Here is a 13648-nt window from a genome sequence, read left to right as displayed (position 1 = left end):
GACGCAAACGGGAAGGGCTGCACGAATGACGATTGGCCAGATCGCTGGGTTCGCACTGGTGGTGCTGATGGTGGGCGCGGTGCTGTGGCGCGCGGTCTTGCGCGCGGGCAGGGATGCCGCTGCCGCCAATGGGCAAGAGCGCGCGATGCGCGTCTACCGTGACCAGCTGGCAGAGATCGACCGCGATCTGGCGCGCGGCATCATCCCGGCAGACGAGGCCGAGCGCACCAAGCTGGAAGTGAAGCGGCGTATCCTGGAACTGGACCGCGACGCGCGGGGCGATGTGCAGGCAACCGGTTCTGGCCCGCGCATGGTCATGACGGGAAGTGTCGTTGCGGTCCTGCTGGTGGGCGTGGGCGTGTATTTCTGGGTCGGCGTGCCGAACTATCCCGACATGCCCTTGCTGGAGCGTCATGCACAGGCGCAACAGGCGCGCGCAGACCGCCCTGGTCAGGCAGAGCTGGAGGCAAGCTATGCCGAAGCCTTCCCCGGCCCGTTCAATTTCGAGGGGCGCGACCAGTTGGAGCCGATGGTCGAGCAGTTGCGCGCGGCCCTCGTGTCGCGGCCAGAGGACATTACAGGCTATCGCCTGCTGGCCCAGAACGAAGTGCGCCTTGGCAATTTCCGCGCGGCAATCGAAGCGCAGTTGCGCGTGATAGAGTTGTCGGGCGAGCGTGTGCCGGTGGACGAGCTGGCTTATCTGCTGGACCTGATGGCGCTGGCGACCGGTGGCATCGTCTCACCCGAGCAAGAGGCCGTGATCGAACGCATCCTGCGCAGCGATCCGGAAAACCCGATTGCGCTGTATTATTCCGGCCGGCTCTATGCCCAGACCGGGCGGCCCGACCTGACCTTCCGTCTGTGGCGGCGGCTGCACGATGTCAGCACCCCGGACTCGCCTTGGCTGGAAGAGATCCGCGCGGCCCTGCCGGAACTTGCGCAGATTTCCGGTGCCCCGCGCTACCAATTGCCGCCGCCCCCCGGTGGGCGTGGCCCCTCTGCCGCCGATGTAGAGGCCGCGCAGGACATGACCCCCGAAGAGCGCCAGCAGATGATCGCTGGCATGGTCGACGGGTTGTTGGCGCGGCTGGCAAACGAAGGTGGTCCGCCACAAGACTGGGCGCAGCTTCTGCGCGCCATGGGCGTGCTCGAGCGGCGCGAGCAGGCAAGCGCGATCTTGCAAGAGGCGCGCACGATCTTCGCCGCTGACGCGGCTGCGCTGCAACTTATCAACGACGCGGCTCGCGCGGCGGGGCTGACCGCCGAGTGAGCACGCTTCACGACGACATCGCCGATTTCGCGGCGGCGCTGCCACCCATGCGCGCGGTTGCGGGGCTGGATCTGGGCGACAAGACCATCGGTGTGGCGGTGTCGGACCGGATGTTGTCCATCGCTTCGCCCTTGCAAACCATCCGGCGCAAGAAATTCGGGGTGGATGCGGCGGCCTTGCTGGACATCCTCGCCGCGCGCGAGATTGGTGGCATCATCCTTGGCCTGCCCCGCAACATGGACGGGTCGGAAGGGCCGCGCTGCCAATCGACCCGCGCCTTCGCGCGCAACCTGTCGCGGCTGACGGACCTGCCCATCGGGTTTTGGGACGAACGTCTGTCCACCGTGGCCGCCGAACGCGCGCTGCTGGAAGCCGACACCTCGCGCCGCAAACGGGCCGAGGTGATCGACCATGTCGCGGCCGGCGTGATCCTGCAAGGCGCGCTGGATCGGCTGGCGGTGCTGCGGCGCGGCTAAAGCGGTGGCTTCCTTTCGGGCGAAACCTGTCTTATCTCGGTAGGACGCAGCTTCAGGACCACCCCATGACAGACGAGATTTGGAAACGCCAAGAGGTGGAAAGCCCCTGCGTCAAGATCTGCATCATCCATCCAGAGGCACGGCTGTGCACCGGCTGCCTGCGCAGTCTGGATGAAATTGCCGGATGGTCCCGTATGACCCCGCAAGAACGTCGCGCGATCATGGACGAGCTGCCGTCTCGCGCGCCAGAGCTGAAAAAGCGGCGCGGCGGTCGGGCGCGGGTGCGCTATCTGGACTAAACCCGGTCCTGCGCCAGAATGGCGTCGAGCGCAGCAACGTCCCGCTCTGACCAGACCGTCACACCCGCCGCGCGCAGCGCCGCCGTTGTTGTCCCTTGGCCTGCGACCCGCGTGCCGGAAAACGTGCCGTCATAGATGAACCCCGACCCGCAGGACGGCGAGCCATCGGTCAGCACCGCGTGGCGGCAGCCATGGCGTGCGGCCAGCGCGGCGGTCAACTGCGCAGCGCTTTGAAAGGCTTGGGTCACATCCGCACCGGTTGCGTCCATCACCCGCGCGAGCCCTGACAGGACCATCGCGCCGCCGCCTGTATCCGTGATCTCGGCCGCGGGGCGCGGGGTGGGCAGGCCAGCAGCCAATTCGGGGCAGATGGGCACGATCCGTCCCTCTGCCGTCCAGCGCTGTAGAATGGCGTCGGCGCCAGAAGGTTTGGCGCGGCCATCATAGCGCACGGGCTGGCCCAGCAGGCAGGCGGATACAAGAATGCGCTCCATGCGGGCCAGCATAGCGCTGGCTTGGGCTTGCACCAGAAAAAAGGGCGCGTGGTGATCCACGCGCCCCGCTCAGGTCGATCTGTCGCGGTCTTACGCCGCTTTCAACTTGGTTGCGGGCTTTTTGCTTTCGGCGTCGGTCACGAGGGCGTCGTGCAGGGCCTTGACCGCATCTTCCATCGCGTCGCGCGGCACGATGAACTGCACCTCGACCCGGCGCAGACCCTGCTGCGCGGCCAAGGGGCGCAGCCCGGCGTCGTCCAGCGCTTGCAACCCACGGCCAAGAACCGCCACATCGCTCAGGTCCGATCCGATCACCGCCACCATGGCCAGCGCGCGGGTGCTGATCTCGGCATTCGGATAGGCCTTGAGCACTTCCTGCTCGGCCCGGCGCAGCGCCTTGAGCGAGCCGTCGATGTAATGCGTGATGGTGTTGGCGTTCGACTGTTTCGACACGATCCAAAGGTTGTGACGCGTCAGCGCCTCGAGGATCGTCGCGTCATAGCCTTTCACGCCGACCATGTCGGGTTCGTGCACTTCGAAGGCTTGCACGGGAAGGCCCGTAATCATCTCGACCCGGTTGGGCGCGCCGCCCTCGGGGCCGATCAGCGTGCCGGGGTCATGCGGCTCGAAGGCGTGTTTCACGCGCAGCGGCACATCGGCACGGCGCAGCACGCGTGCGGCATTGGGGTGGATCGCCTCCATGCCAAGGTTCGACAACTGGTCGGCCACGTCGTAGCTGGTGCGGCCGATCTTGCGCACGGCCTCGACGCCCACGATCTTGGGGTCGGCAGAGGACAGGTGGAATTCCTTGTGAATGATCGCTTCTTGTGCGCTGGTCAGCGCCGCCAGATGGGCAAACACCACTTCGGAATAGCCACGGTCATATTCGCGCATCAGCCCCTCGGAGCATTGCGCGTAGCCGGTGACGATGGGCAGCTCGGCCGACAGGTCGATCCCGGCCATGGCCTGTGTCAGGCGGTCTTTCAGCGACGGGTTTTCCTCGTCGCGCCAGCCCGACAGGTCCACGAAACGGGCATTTACCCCGTGGCGTTGCAACATCAGCGTGGTGACGAAGGCGGAATGCGCCTCGCCCATGCCAGACAGCAACTCGCGCAGCGTCATCATCTGTTGGTCGATGCGGAAATGGCCGTAGCTGCCAAGGCGCTGCAAATCCAGCATACAGGCGCGCGCGCCTTCCATGCGGTCGCGCACGAAAGCATCCGCGCGCTCGCGGTCGCCGTCATGGGTCAGAATATCGGCATGGGTCGCGCACATCGCATCGGCAGTGTCGCGCAACGCCTCCACCCACCCCGCGCCGCTGTCGTCATTGGCAAAGCGCGCATAGATGCCGGGAGAGCCGGTTTTCTTGTGTTCCAGCAGCTTGTTCGTGATGCCGCCAAAGGCCGACACGACGAAGATGCGGTTATAGACGGCGTCCTTGTCATGCAGGAACAGCGCATCGACCAGTTCGGGCGCGCGGCTCATGCAGGTGCCGCCGATTTTCTCGACTGTGTGGGTCATGGATATGTCGGCGGGCGGCTTTTCACCCCCGCCACCCTGTTTTCAGGAATTTTCAAGCGCGTAAGAACCGTCTTCGCGGTGCACTTCTTTGCCCGTCACGGGCGGGTTGAAGCAGCAGGCAAAGACCATCTCGGTCTTGCAGCGCAGGGTGTGCTTGTCGTGCTGGTCCAGCGCATACATCACGCCGGGGCGCAATTCGTGCACCTCGCCGGTGGCCAGATCTTCGATGCTACCTTCGCCAGAGACGCAATAGACACTTTCGAAATGGTTCTTGTAGTGGAAAGTATGCTCCGACCCGGCCTCGATCGTGGTGATGTGGAATGAGAACCCCATCCCGTCATCTGCCAACAGAAGGCGCACAGATTCCCAACGCTGCGCGCCAACGCGGCGGTCGGTTTTGCGGGCTTCGTGAAAGTCTCGGATAATCATGCGTGTTACTCCGCTGCGATTTTAGTTGCAGGCGCGTGGACCTGAACGGCGGCTTCCAGCACGTCCAGACCCTTGGCGAATTGCTCTTGCGGGATGGTGAGCGGTGCCAGCACCTTCACCACCTCGTCATGCGCGCCCGAGGTTTCGATAATCAGCCCATGCTGGAAGCAGGTGGCGCAGATGGACGCAGCCATCTCGCCGCTGCCCACGTCGATGCCCTGCATCATGCCGCGCCCCTTGAGTGTAGCACCGGGAACCTGGCTTGCGATTTCGCGCAGGCGCTTGGTCAGGAATTCGGCCTTAGCCTCGGTCTGCTTCTGGAACGCGTCATCGCTCCAGAACTTTTGCAACGCCACGCGGGCGGTAACAAAAGCGTGGTTGTTGCCACGAAAGGTGCCGTTGTGTTCCGCCGGTTTCCACACGTCCAGATCGGGGCGGATCAGCAGGCCCGCCATGGGCAGACCCATGCCCGACAGCGATTTCGCCAGCGGGATCAGGTCGGGCTGCACATCCATCCCTTCAAAGCTGAAGAACGGACCCGTGCGGCCGACACCAGCCTGAATGTCGTCCATGATAACCAGCGCGCCATGCTCGCGGGCCAGTTCTTGCAAGCCGCGCAGGAACTCGGCGCTGGCGGCATTCAGGCCGCCTTCGCCCTGCACGGGTTCGATCAGGAAGGCCGCTGGCGCGTCGATGCCGCTAGAGGGGTTCGACAGCATCTCGCGGATCAGCGCAAGGCTGTCCACGCCCTCCATCGCGCCCTCATAGGGCATACGGACAACGCCCGACAGCGCCATACCGCCGCCTGCGCGTTTGCCGGCATTGCCGGTCGCGGCCAGCGCACCCATGGTCATGCCATGAAAGCCGTTGGTAAAGGCGATGATCGTCTCGCGCCCGGTGGTCTTGCGCGCCAGTTTCATCGCCGCCTCGACGGCATTGGTGCCGGTCGGGCCGGTGAACATGAATTTGTAATCCATGCCGCGCGGTTTCAGGATGATGTCCTCGAACGCGGTCAGGAACGCTTCCTTGGCGGTGGTGTGCATGTCCAGACCATGCGTCACACCATCGGCCATGATGTGGTCAACCAGCGCGGCCTTCATGTCGGCATCGTTATGGCCATAGTTCAGCGACGAGCAGCCCGCCAGGAAATCGGTGTAGTCGCGACCATCCGCGCCCGTCATTGTGGCGTTCTGCGCCTTAGTGAAGCTGACCGGGAAAGAGCGGCAATAGCTGCGGGCTTCAGATTCGCGGCGGGCATAGATATCAATCATGGAACCATGGGTCATGGGACGTCCTTTCAAAAATGTCGTGTTGGAGAGCAAGGCGCGGCGGCGATCGGCCACCTTCGGCTTGCTTAGGCCACCAAACGCAGGCGCTTGCGTGGCAGGTCAATTGAGACCAAATGCTCGGTCGCGTGCTGCCCGTCCAGATGGGCATCGCGTTCATAATGAGGGGCGTCCGACAGGCTTGCGCCACGGTCGCGCGCGAAGCTGCGGAACAAGCCCCAGCTTGCGTCATTGCTGCGGGTGATCGTGGTTTCCAGCTTCGTCACCTGCGCGCAGGCGGGGCGCTGCAAGAGGGCGCGCAACATGCGCTTGCCAAGGCCAAGCCCGCGCGCATCGGAATGCACGGCCACTTGCCACACGAAGATCGTGTTGGGCGCATCGGGCGGGATATGGCCCGAAATCCAGCCCAGAACCTTGTCGCCCTGTTCGGCCAGAACGCAGGTTTCCGCGAAATGGTCGCATTGCACAAGGTTCATATACATCGAGTTCTGGTCAAGCGGCGGACACTCGGACACGAGCTTCCAGACTGCCGCGCCATCCGCCTTTGTAGGCTTGCGCAGATGCAGCAAGTCCTGTGTTGGCGTCGCTTCGGTCAGTATGTCTTTCGCCATGGTTGCTATGGCCCCTCGTTGTTTCGTTGGAGCATTACATATAGTTCGATTATGAAAATTGCAAGACAAAGCAATTTTCTTCCCCGCTTTAGGTAAACTATTGATAAAATGATGTTTAACCGTAGGCGCGGAGAAAATTTCCTTCGATAGGCTAAGTTTTTTGCGGTCAAAATACTTTCAAATACAAATTAATCCGGCGCTTTGGCTTGCCTTTTCGGCAAGCTCTGTGCAAATACAAGAGGTTAGTAGAAGGGGGCTGACATGCTCGAACGCTCATCCGACACCCTGATCGCCCTGCGCCGCATCCTGCACACGCTGGAAGGGAACGAGCGCGCCATGGCGAAGGCATCCAACCTGTCGCAGGCGCAATTGTTGGTGCTGCACAGCCTGCGCCGCAATGGGCAAGAGATGCCGCGCGATATCGCGCGCGCGCTGGGCGTGGGGCAGGCGACGATTTCGGTGCAGATCGACCGGCTGGAAGCGCGCGGGCTGGTGCGCCGCGAGCGCCGTCAAGCCGACCGGCGCGCTGTCTGGGTTATCCTGACCGATGCCGGGCGCGCACTGATCGACCAGACCCCCGACCCGCTGCATGACCGTTTCACCAAGCGGTTCCACCAGCTTGCCCCATGGGAGCAAGCCATGCTTCTGGCCGCGACAGAGCGTTTGTCGATGTTGTTCGACGCGGAAAACACGACCCCGTTTCCGGCAGCCGAGGCAGCGCTTCCAGACACGGCCGCCCGCGCCTAAGGCACGCGGTCTAGTTCAGGTAGCGCATTGGGTCGACGCTTTCCTGCCCGTTGCGCACTTCGAAATGCAGGAAGCTGGGATCCCCCGCTGCAACCTGTGCGATGGATTGCCCCCGCGAGACACGTGCGCCACGCTCGACACTCAGATTGTCGATATTGGCATAGACCGTCAGCAGGTTATTCGCGTGGCTGAGCACAAGGATATTCACGCCCGTCGTGGTCCGCGTAACGGCGGCTACGGTGCCCGATTGCGCCGCGCGCACGGCGGTCCCGGCACTGGCCGCAATCCCGATGCCGTCATTACGGCCGGGCGAATAGGCCCGGATGATCCGCCCATCCACCGGCATGGCAAAAGCCGTCGGGGCAGGGGCCTCGGTGCGTTGCTCTGCCAGCTCGGGCGAGGGCGGACGCGCTTCTTGCGCGCGCTGCTCGGCCACGGCGGCAGGCGGTTCGGGCTCTGGCATGGGCGTGGATGCCGATGGCGGCGGGGGCGTCGGGCTGCCTTCGCCGGGAACGCTGACAGGTTCGGGCATGGGACGGTCCAACTGGGCCGCAACCGGGATCATCAAGACCTGGCCCTCGCGCACTTCCATTTCCGGGTTCAGCCCGTTCCAGTCGGCCAATGCGCGCGGGCTGACATTGTAGAGCCGCGCGATCTGGAAGGCGGTTTCCCCCCGCTCGACCCGGTGCCGGGTTGGTTGTGGCCCATCGACGCGGGCCGCAGGGGCGGCGGTGCCGGCCCCGGTTTCGGCACGGTTGATCGCGGTTTCGGCCAAGGTGGTCACGGAAATCGGGCCGCTGGCCACGCCCGCGTCAATCTTGCGCGGCAGCGCCAACACCTCGCCCGCGCGCAAGGTGGTGTCGGGGGTCAGGGCGTTGTAGCGGGCCAATTCGGTCGCGTCCTGACCCAAACGCTGGGCCACGCTTTGCACCGTGTCGCCACCGCGCGCGACGACCACCTGGTAATCCGGGTAGGTGATGATGCCTTGCGCATCGGGGCGCGGACGGTCGGCGCTGGCCTGTCGCGCGGCTTCGGATGTCGAGAACCCGTTCGCGGAATTGCGCAGGTCCATGTCAAAGCCCGCGCAAGCGCTGAGCCCCAAGGCGGCAACGCCAGACAAAACCAATCCGGGGCGTGTGAATTGCATCATCCTGTTACCTTCTGCTCTGGCGCGGCGGCTCTTCCGGCTCTGTGCGTTCGGGACTAGCCCAACCCTTCGACCAAGGGCACGAAACGCACCGCGCGCAATTCCTCATACTCGAACCCGTCTTCCAGCCTGTGCACGCGGATCAGGTTCTGCACCGTATCCGACTGGCCCACCGGGACCACCATGATACCGCCAATCTTGAGTTGCGCCAAGAGAGGGCCGGGAGGGTCTTCGGCAGCAGCAGTCACGATAATGCGATCAAACGGCGCCTGGTCGGGCAGGCCGAAAGACCCGTCGCCGACGATGGCCGTGATATTCGCCAGCCCCAACGCATCGAACACGCCTTGTGCCTGACGGGCCAGTGCGCGGTGGCGTTCGACCGTGTAGACGCGCCGCGCAAGTTGGCTGAGGATCGCGGCCTGGTATCCAGACCCGGTGCCCACTTCCAGCACCTTGTCGCGCGGGCCGACATCCAGCGCCTCTGTCATCAGCGCCACGACCGAGGGCTGGCTGATCGTCTGCCCGCAGGCAATGGGCAGGGGCGTATCCTCGTAGGCGCGTTCCTGAAAGATGCCGGTCAAAAAGGCCGAACGGTCGATCCGCTCCATCGCCTGCAACACGCGCGTATCCGTCACCCCGCGCGACCGCAACGTGTAGATGAAACGCATCCGCGCTTCCATCGGGTCCGGCAGGTGGTCGGGCGCGTCATTCATTCAAGCGCCTTTCGCACATCGTCCAGCGCGTCATCGGCGGTCAGGTCCGCCCGCATGGGCGTGATAGAGATATAGCCGTCCAGATTGGCCGCCGCATCGGTGCCGGGGGCCGTGGGCATATGCTGCGGGCCACCCTTGATCCACAAGAAGCGCCGGCCGGTGGGGGACATCTGCGGTTCAACCCCGAAGAACGTATCCTTGCGGTAGCCTTGGCGCACGACCTTGCTGCCCTTGACCGCGTTGCGCCCGATGGGCGGGAAATTGACATTGTAGAACAGGCGGTAATCGTCCTGATCCCACGGTGCCTTGTCCAAAAGCGCGCGCACGACAGCCTCGCCATGGCCGATGGCGGCGTCGAAAGGCGTGGGCAGATCTTCGGTTTCCGGCCCCATGAATTGCGACAGCGCGATTGCGGGCAGGCCTTGCAACGCGGCTTCCATCGCGCCGCCGATCGTGCCGGAATAGAGCACGTTTTCAGCCGCGTTATTGCCCCGGTTCACGCCCGACAGCACCAGATCGGGCCGCGCGCCTTGCAGCACATCGTAAAACCCGGCAAGCACACAATCGGCGGGGCTGCCCTCTGCCGCGTAGCGGCGCGGCCCAAGCTTGCTCAGCAACATCGGGTGCGTGTAGCTGATGCAATGGCCGACGCCCGATTGCTCGAAGGCGGGCGCGACGATCCAGACCTCGCCATCCGGCCCGGCGATATTGGTCGCGATCTGTTCCAGAACCTTCAGACCGGGGGCGTTGATCCCATCGTCATTCGTTACCAGAATTCGCATCTTTGCCCCGCATTTGCCTGCACCCTGCTTAGTGCAGGGCGCACAGCGCGGCAAGGGGGGCGCGGGCGCGCAAGCCATTGACCGGGGCGGTCGCGCAGCTTATGCGCAAGGGCGATGCGGATGGCTGGATGACCGCGGGGGCTTTGCGCCGTCGAGGAAAGTCCGGGCTCCATGAAGCGACGGTGCCGGGTAACGCCCGGCCGGGGCAACCCGAGGGAAAGCGCCACAGAGAACAAACCGCCATGCACGCATGGCAAGGGTGAAAAGGTGGGGTAAGAGCCCACCGCGGGACGGGCAACCGGACCGGCATGGCAAGCCCCACCGGGAGCAATGCCGAATAGGGACTTCGCGCGGGTCCGGTCGCCGCAGGGCGATACCGCCGCAGGGCCGCTTCAGCCCGAGGTCCGGGTTGGCAGCTTGACCCCCGCGCGCAAGCACGGGGGCAGATGAATGGTCATCCAAGGGGGTGCAAGCCCCCCGGACAGAACCCGGCTTACAGGCCATCCGCATCTTCACGCAGCTTTAACCGGCATCGCCTAAAGTTCTGGCGAACGGTTTTGGCGGGTGCGAATGCAGCAATCACCGGCACAGTCCTTGGGCCTTGGGGCAGAGCCTCTTGGCATCGCGCGGTGGCGGATCACACCGGCGCGATTGGTCGCGCTTGCGCGGGCGGGCGAATGGGCGGCGGCCTTGGGCGGCCTCTTGGCTTGCGCCTTGTGGCTTGGGCTTTGGGCGCAGCCCTTGCTTGCCATCCTGCCCGCCCTTTCGCTTGCGGCAAGCGGGCTTTGGCTGGGGCTGCTCATGTCGCGGCCAGACAGGGCCGCGCCCTTGGGCGGCTATGACCGTCCGCACGGCATCTGGCTTTGGGCCGCTATCGCGGTGTTTGCCGCGCTGGGCATGGTCCTTGTGCCTTCGCCCGTGCCGGGGCTTGTTTTGCTGGGCTGTTCGGCGGGGTCGGCGGCGCTTTGTCGCTTGGCCCTGCGCTGGCTGACGCGCGCGCTCGTGCGGTGCGGGCGCATCGCGCTTTGCGTGGTGCTGGCCGGTGGCGGCGCGGAGGCGCGCGCGACATTGCAACACTTGCTGGCGCTGCAAGGGCAGGGCGTGCATGTCCTCGGCCTGTTCGACGACCGCGACGGCGCGCGCTCGCCGCCGGTGCAACTGGGTGTGCCGCGTTTGGGGCGCATGGCCGATCTGCCGGCCTTTGTGCGGGCGCAGCCGGTGGACATGATCGTTCTGACCATGCCGCCCCGCGCGGAAGAGCGGATCTTGCAAATCCTTGCGCCGCTTTGGGTGCTGCCGGTCGATATTCGGCTGGCCCCGCATGACAGCAAGCTGGGCCTGCGCCCGCGTAGCTATCGCTGGCTGGGCGACCTGGCGCTTCTCGACCTGTTCGACCGCCCCATGCGGGCGCGCGACGCGCTGTTCAAACGCGGCTTCGACCTGTCGGTCGGGGCGGTTCTGACGCTTTTGGCCCTTCCGCTCATGGCGCTGATCGCGCTGGCTATCCGGCTGGACAGCCCCGGCCCGATCCTGTTTCGCCAGAAGCGCGAAGGCTATGTCGGCGCGCCCTTCACCGCACTCAAATTCCGCAGCCTGCACCACGCGGAGCGCGACGATGGCGCGGTCGTGCCCGTGACAGAGGGTGACCCACGCGTCACGCGGGTTGGCCGTTTCTTGCGGCGCAGCTCGCTCGACGAATTGCCACAGCTATTCAACGTGCTGGCCGGGGATATGTCGCTGGTCGGCCCCCGCCCGCACGCCGTTGGCGCGCGCAATCGCGACATGGAATTCGCCGCCGTTGCCGCCGGATACGCCGCGCGCCACAAGGTCAAACCGGGGCTTACGGGTCTTGCACAGGTGCGCGGGTATCGCGGCGCGGTCACGCAGGCAGAGGATATTCGCCGCCGTTTGGCCTGCGATCTGGACTATATCGATGCATGGTCGCCATGGCTGGACCTGCGCATTCTGGCGCTGACGGTGCCTGCCGTTTTGTCGGGCAAGAATGCGCATTGAAGGGCATTTACCCTAGCGGATGATGACCTCGTCCGGTCGCGCCAGCCCCAGCACGTCGCGGGCGCGCTCATCCAGCAGGTCCAGATCAAGGTAATCGTCCGACAGCCGCTGGGTCTTGTTCTGCAAATTCGCCAGTTCCACCCGCAGCCGGTCGCGGCGCAGTTCCAGCTCGGCATTCTCGGCCTCGACCTGAACGCGGTTGAACAGCCCGAAACTACCCTGCACCGCCGCGAAGGTGAAATACAGCGCCAGCACACTCGCCAGCCCAAAGAAGAACAGCGCGCCGATGGCGGGTCTGGATTTGCGCATGTCGTGACCTGCTCTTTTGCCTGCGGTGCCGGTTAACCCGGCTTGCCCGATGTCATGCCACAGAACCACGCACAGGGGAATCCCCCGCGCGACGCAAAAGCGCGGCCCGTGACGGCGTTACGACAGGAAGATCCCGGCGACCACCATCATCAACCCAAGGGTCGAGATGGCGAGCGCCGCGAAATTGACCAGCACGGCCTTTTGCATCCGGTTGCGCATGGTCGTTTCATCCAATGCCGCGCGGCGCAGCCGCAACACGTAGATGATGCACCACACCAGCCCGATGACCCCTGCCAGCGATACAACCGCCCCGGCCCAGACAAGCATTTCCATCGCTTACACCTCTAGCGCGGCGACGCCGGGCAGGGTCGTGCCTTCCAGCCATTCAAGAAAGGCCCCGCCGGCGGTCGAGACATAGCTGAACTGCTCTGCCACGCCCGCCTTGTTCAGGGCCGCGACCGTGTCGCCACCGCCCGCGACAGAGATGAGGGCGCCCGCTTGGGTATATTTGGCGGCGGCTTGCGCGGCGGCATTGGTCGCCATGTCGAAAGGCGCGATTTCGAACGCACCCAGCGGGCCGTTCCAGACCAGCGTGCGACAGCCCGAGAACAGCTCCGTGATCGCGGCAACGGTTTCCGGCCCTGCATCGAGGATCATCGCATCCGCCGGGCATTGGTCCACCGGCAGCGTTTCCGAGGCCGCACCTTCGGCAAATTCGCGCGCGACCACGATGTCACGCGGCAGGTGAATGGTGCAGCCCGCCTCCGTGGCCTTGGCCATGATGTCGGACGCGGTGTCTGTCATGTCGCGCTCTGCCAGCGATTTGCCGATCTCGACCCCTTGGGCGACAAGGAAGGTGTTCGCCATGCCACCCCCGATGATCAGGTGGTCCACCCGACCGATCAGGTTCGAAAGCAATTCCAGCTTGGTCGAGACCTTGGCCCCGCCCACCACCGCCACGACAGGGCGCTCGGGATTGCCCAAGGCCTTTTCCAGCGCGGTCAGTTCCGCTTCCATCAGGCGGCCCGCGCAGCTTTCCATCAATTCGGCAATGCCGGTGGACGAGGCATGGGCGCGGTGGGCCGCCGAAAACGCGTCGTTGACGAACACATCGCCCAAGGCGGCCATGCCGGCCGCGAGCACCTTGTCGTTCTTTTCCTCGCCCGGATGGAACCGTGTGTTTTCCAACAGCAGGACGCCGCCCGCTTCCAGTTCCGAGACGGCCTTCTTGGCGGGCATTCCCACGCAATCCTCGGCGAAGGCTACCGGCTGGCCCAGCGCCGCTTCCAGCGCGGGGCGCACCTGCGCAAGCGACATTTCCGGCACCCGTTTGCCTTTGGGGCGGTCGAAATGCGCCAGCAGCACGACCTTGCCGCCCGCTTCGGTAATGTGACGGATCGTTGGCAGGATGCGCTCTATCCGCGTGGCGTCGGTCACACGTCCATCAGCCATGGGCACGTTGATGTCCACGCGCACCAGCGCCGTGCGGCCAGCGAAATCTATATCGTCGAGCGTCTTGAAAGCCATGCTTGCCCCCTTGGGTTGCTTGGG

At 64.8% G+C, this 13648-nt stretch carries 16 protein-coding genes and 1 other RNA gene; 6 read left to right on the top strand and 11 right to left on the bottom strand.

What is annotated here, in order from left to right; all coding sequences use genetic code 11:
• The first annotated feature begins 25 nt into the window (after positions 1–25).
• The 3 genes from ccmI to J1C52_RS01625 all read left to right on the top strand — a co-directional run bounded on the left by ccmI (position 26) and on the right by J1C52_RS01625 (position 2045).
• A complete protein-coding gene (gene ccmI / locus J1C52_RS01635; protein WP_227426171.1) occupies positions 26–1270 on the top strand; it encodes a c-type cytochrome biogenesis protein CcmI in 1245 nt (414 codons plus the stop codon).
• Positions 1271–1317: 47 nt separating this feature from the next.
• A complete protein-coding gene (gene ruvX / locus J1C52_RS01630) occupies positions 1318–1746 on the top strand; it encodes a Holliday junction resolvase RuvX (protein WP_227426294.1) in 429 nt (142 codons plus the stop codon).
• 65 nt (positions 1747–1811) lie between these two features.
• Positions 1812–2045 (top strand): DUF1289 domain-containing protein, encoded by a 234-nt coding sequence (locus J1C52_RS01625; protein WP_227426170.1) that lies wholly within the window; start codon positions 1812–1814, stop codon positions 2043–2045.
• On the opposite strand, the gene J1C52_RS01620 is transcribed toward J1C52_RS01625, so the two are convergent.
• The 5 genes from J1C52_RS01620 to ectA form a co-directional block, all read right to left on the bottom strand.
• Entirely contained in the window at positions 2042–2539 is a 498-nt protein-coding gene (locus J1C52_RS01620; RefSeq protein WP_227426169.1) for a DUF523 domain-containing protein, read from the bottom strand. The genes J1C52_RS01625 and J1C52_RS01620 overlap by 4 nt on opposite strands.
• Before the next feature lie 90 nt (positions 2540–2629).
• Positions 2630–4060: an aspartate kinase gene (locus tag J1C52_RS01615; RefSeq protein WP_227426168.1), complete on the bottom strand. Its 1431-nt coding sequence runs from the start codon at positions 4058–4060 to the stop codon at positions 2630–2632.
• Between the two features lie 42 nt (positions 4061–4102).
• Entirely contained in the window at positions 4103–4489 is a 387-nt protein-coding gene (locus tag J1C52_RS01610) for an ectoine synthase (RefSeq protein ID WP_227426167.1), read from the bottom strand.
• 5 nt (positions 4490–4494) lie between these two features.
• Positions 4495–5775: a diaminobutyrate--2-oxoglutarate transaminase gene (gene ectB, locus J1C52_RS01605; RefSeq protein ID WP_227426166.1), complete on the bottom strand. Its 1281-nt coding sequence runs from the start codon at positions 5773–5775 to the stop codon at positions 4495–4497.
• A gap of 68 nt (positions 5776–5843) precedes the next feature.
• Positions 5844–6386 carry a diaminobutyrate acetyltransferase gene (ectA, locus tag J1C52_RS01600; RefSeq protein WP_227426165.1) on the bottom strand — a complete coding sequence of 181 codons (543 nt, stop codon included), beginning with the start codon at positions 6384–6386 and terminating at the stop codon, positions 5844–5846.
• Between the two features lie 261 nt (positions 6387–6647).
• Between ectA and J1C52_RS01595 the strand changes: the two genes are divergently transcribed.
• The gene (locus tag J1C52_RS01595; RefSeq protein ID WP_227426164.1) at positions 6648–7133 is read left to right on the top strand and encodes a MarR family winged helix-turn-helix transcriptional regulator; all 486 of its coding nucleotides are present in this window, start codon (positions 6648–6650) and stop codon (positions 7131–7133) included.
• Positions 7134–7143: 10 nt separating this feature from the next.
• On the opposite strand, the gene J1C52_RS01590 is transcribed toward J1C52_RS01595, so the two are convergent.
• Genes J1C52_RS01590 through surE form a run of 3 tightly spaced genes read right to left on the bottom strand, consistent with a single transcriptional unit; the run spans position 7144 to position 9775 of the window.
• Positions 7144–8280, bottom strand: a complete 1137-nt coding sequence (locus tag J1C52_RS01590; RefSeq protein ID WP_227426293.1) for a peptidoglycan DD-metalloendopeptidase family protein — start codon at positions 8278–8280, stop codon at positions 7144–7146.
• Between the two features lie 56 nt (positions 8281–8336).
• Positions 8337–8993, bottom strand: a complete 657-nt coding sequence (locus J1C52_RS01585) for a protein-L-isoaspartate(D-aspartate) O-methyltransferase (protein ID WP_227426163.1) — start codon at positions 8991–8993, stop codon at positions 8337–8339.
• The gene (gene surE / locus J1C52_RS01580) at positions 8990–9775 is read right to left on the bottom strand and encodes a 5'/3'-nucleotidase SurE (protein WP_227426162.1); all 786 of its coding nucleotides are present in this window, start codon (positions 9773–9775) and stop codon (positions 8990–8992) included. Before surE ends, J1C52_RS01585 begins: the two co-directional genes overlap by 4 nt.
• A gap of 116 nt (positions 9776–9891) precedes the next feature.
• On the opposite strand from surE, the gene rnpB reads away from it, so the two are divergent.
• Both rnpB and J1C52_RS01570 read left to right on the top strand, forming a co-directional pair.
• Positions 9892–10287: RNase P RNA component class A (gene rnpB, locus J1C52_RS01575), an RNA gene on the top strand.
• 58 nt (positions 10288–10345) lie between these two features.
• Entirely contained in the window at positions 10346–11788 is a 1443-nt protein-coding gene (locus J1C52_RS01570) for an exopolysaccharide biosynthesis polyprenyl glycosylphosphotransferase (protein ID WP_227426161.1), read from the top strand.
• 12 nt (positions 11789–11800) lie between these two features.
• Here the strand turns inward: J1C52_RS01570 and J1C52_RS01565 are convergent, their stop codons facing one another.
• The 3 genes from J1C52_RS01565 to J1C52_RS01555 form a co-directional block, all read right to left on the bottom strand.
• On the bottom strand, positions 11801–12097 hold the full coding sequence (locus J1C52_RS01565; protein WP_227426160.1) for an FtsB family cell division protein: 297 nt from the start codon (positions 12095–12097) through the stop codon (positions 11801–11803).
• Between the two features lie 117 nt (positions 12098–12214).
• Positions 12215–12430, bottom strand: coding sequence for a hypothetical protein (locus J1C52_RS01560; protein WP_227426159.1), 216 nt, complete (start codon positions 12428–12430; stop codon positions 12215–12217).
• 3 nt (positions 12431–12433) lie between these two features.
• Positions 12434–13624: a phosphoglycerate kinase gene (locus J1C52_RS01555; RefSeq protein WP_227426158.1), complete on the bottom strand. Its 1191-nt coding sequence runs from the start codon at positions 13622–13624 to the stop codon at positions 12434–12436.
• Positions 13625–13648 lie beyond the last annotated feature (24 nt).

It is taken from the genome of Roseibaca sp. Y0-43, from assembly GCF_020667835.1.
Lineage (GTDB): Bacteria > Pseudomonadota > Alphaproteobacteria > Rhodobacterales > Rhodobacteraceae > Roseinatronobacter.
Note: the sequence above shows the minus strand (reverse complement) of the source record. Positions and strands in the feature narration are given on the sequence as shown.